Below are 3,171 nucleotides of genomic sequence, written 5' to 3'. Positions count from 1 at the left end.
CTGACATTACCAATGTTCAGGTGCAAATTAATACAGCAGCCTCTGGATACTCGCCTTTTGAAGTAGAGCAGCGAATCACTTTTCCTATTGAATTAGCACTCAGCGGTCTACCCAATCTCGACTACACCCGCTCGTTATCTCGGTATGGATTGTCGCAGGTGACGGTGGTTTTTAAAGACGGAACTAATATTTATTTTGCAAGACAATTGATTAATGAGCGCTTACAAGAAGTAAAGGACAAATTACCGCCTGAGGCAGAAACTACCTTAGGACCTATTTCTACAGGTCTTGGTGAAATTTTCATGTACACGGTGACAAATAAGCCCAATGTACCTAAAAGTCAACGATACAACCCCACGGGGCTTCGCACCATTCAAGATTGGATTATTAAGCCACAATTGCGCAATGTGGAGGGTGTTGCGGAAGTGAATACAATTGGAGGTTATGCAAAACAATTTCATATTACGCCCGATCCCTCCAAGTTAGTGCGTTATAATTTAAGCTTAAGTGATGTGGTTGAAGCACTCCAACGTAATAATGCCAACGTGGGTGCGGGTTACATTGAACGCAACGGAGAACAAAATCTGATTCGCGTCCCCGGACAAGTGAAAAACATTCCTGATATTGAAAATATCGTAATTGCCAGCTTCGAAGGAACTCCAATACGAATACGTGATGTGGCGGACGTTGCCTTCGGTAAAGAGTTGCGCACAGGAGCAGCTACTGAAAACGGTCAAGAAGTGGTTTTGGGCACGGTGTTCATGTTGATGGGCGAAAACAGTAGAACGGTTTCTGAGCGGGTTGCTGAGAAGATGAAAGAAATCAACAAGTCGCTTCCTGAGGGTGTTGAGGCTGTTATTGTTTACAACCGCACTTTGCTTGTTAATGCAACAATTAATACGGTTAAAAACAACTTACTTGAAGGCGCCCTGCTCGTTTGTATTATTCTTTTTTTATTTTTAGGAAATATCCGCGCTGCATTGATTACCGCTATGGTCATTCCCTTATCCATGTTACTGACCATTACGGGCATGGTGACTCATAAAATCAGTGCGAATCTTATGAGTTTGGGGGCACTGGATTTTGGTTTGATTGTAGATGGTGCGGTGATTATCGTAGAAAATTGCATCAAGCATTTAGGGGAAAAGCAACATGACGCCCAACGACTTTTAACACTGGAAGAACGTTTAAAAGTGATTTCTTATGCGACCACCGAAGTCATTCGCCCCAGTATTTTTGGGGTTTTTATTATCACCGTGGTGTATCTTCCCATTCTTACGTTAACGGGTGTGGAGGGCAAAATGTTTTTGCCTATGGCAGAAACGGTAATTATTGCCCTAATGTCCTCAATGTTATTTGCGCTTACTTTTGTACCGGCAGCGATTGCTATTTTTTTGCGAGGACGTGTTCAGGAAAAAGAAAATTGGCTAGTGCATTACCTTTCAATGGGCTATGCACGTGTTTTGCGACGTTGTTTTCATGCGCGGCGTTGGGTTATAGGGGCTGCAGCTGTATTGGTTTTGTTGAGTTTGTCCATTGCATCGCATCTGGGTGGCGAATTTATTCCAAGTCTTGATGAAGGCGATATTGCCATGCATGCCATGCGTATTCCTGGGACAAGCTTAACCCAAGCCATCGCCATGCAAGATTTGGTTGAACAGCGCGTGAAACAATTTCCAGAGGTAAAAGCGGTATTTGCCAAACTGGGTACTGCAGAGGTAGCGACCGATCCAATGCCTCCTAATGTAGCAGATACCTTTATCATGCTAAAACCACGCAAGGATTGGCCTAATCCCAAGAAAACTAAACAAGAATTGGTGCAGGAAATTGAAAATGCAGTGCGGCAAATTCCAGGGAATAATTATGAGTTTACCCAACCCATTCAAATGCGTTTTAATGAATTGATTTCCGGAGTTCGTAGTGATGTCGCGGTCAAAGTATTTGGAGATGATATGAATACTTTATTGGAAGTCGCTGAAAACATCAGTGCACAACTAAAAAAAGTACCAGGAGCTGCGGATGTCAAAATCGAGCAAGTGAGCGGATTACCTCTATGGACGGTAGTCATTAATCGCGATACTTTGGCGCGTTACGGTTTGCAAGTTGGCACTGTTCAAGATGCCATTGTCATTGCTACCGGTGGAAAGAAGGGTGGCGAGCTTTTTGAAGGAGATAAGCGTTTTGATATCGTCGTACGATTACCTGAGTCTTTTCGTACTGATCCCGATGTATTGCGTGAAGTCTTTGTACCACTTCCTCCATCTAAAGATGGTGAGCGACATTTTATTCCCCTAAGTGAAGTAGCAAACATGGTGCGAAGTGAAGGGCCCAATCAAATCAGTCGTGAAATGGGTAAACGCAGAGTGGTGGTAAGTGCCAATGTTCGAGGTAGTGATTTAAGTACTTTTGTGACTATTGCAAAACAGCGCATTGAACAGAACGTTAAAATTCCCAGTGGTTATTGGATTGACTGGGGTGGGCAGTTTGAGCAATTGCAATCTGCCTCCCAAAGATTACAGATTGTAGTTCCCGTGACGCTACTTGGCATTTTCTTATTACTATTTATGAGTTTTGGCAGGGTAAGAGATGCATTGCTGGTGTTTACAGGCATTCCTCTGGCTTTAACTGGAGGTGTTTTTGCTTTGTGGCTACGTGGTATCCCTTTATCTATTTCGGCAGGTGTTGGATTTATTGCCTTGTCAGGGGTGGCAGTACTCAATGGCCTTGTGATGATTACGTTTATCAATAAGCTTCATGAACAGCAAAAATTTTATTTAAAAGACGCGGTATTGCAAGGTTCTTTAGCACGGCTAAGACCCGTACTCATGACGGCCTTAGTTGCCTCTTTAGGGTTTGTACCTATGGCACTGGCAACAGGAACGGGCTCTGAAGTGCAACGACCGCTGGCGACGGTGGTGATCGGGGGAATTATTTCTTCTACGTTTTTAACACTATTGGTGCTTCCTGGCTTGTATTATGTGTTTCATAAACGACGCCCAAAGAATCACTTAAAGAAAAACCCTCTGGATAATCAATAAGTGAGCAATGCGATTGAGTTGATTCACTTTGACTGATAAGGGATGACAGATTTGACAATTTAAAGAGGTTGTCTATATTTATAGTTAAATACTTATTTAACTGTTGAACTCAATATGCTAACCCACGATCAAC

1 protein-coding gene is annotated in these 3,171 nt (G+C 43.0%); it reads left to right on the top strand.

Features of this window, described 5'->3' with window-relative positions; translation table 11 throughout:
• A partial coding sequence (locus A8O27_RS17895; RefSeq protein WP_064115154.1) for a CusA/CzcA family heavy metal efflux RND transporter occupies positions 1 to 3,038 on the top strand: 3,038 nt, incomplete at its 5' end.
• Positions 3,039 to 3,171 lie beyond the last annotated feature (133 nt).

Source organism: Legionella bozemanae (genome assembly GCF_001648595.1).
GTDB classification, from domain to species: domain Bacteria; phylum Pseudomonadota; class Gammaproteobacteria; order Legionellales; family Legionellaceae; genus Legionella; species Legionella bozemanae.
This window is presented reverse-complemented; position numbering and strand designations above follow the sequence as displayed.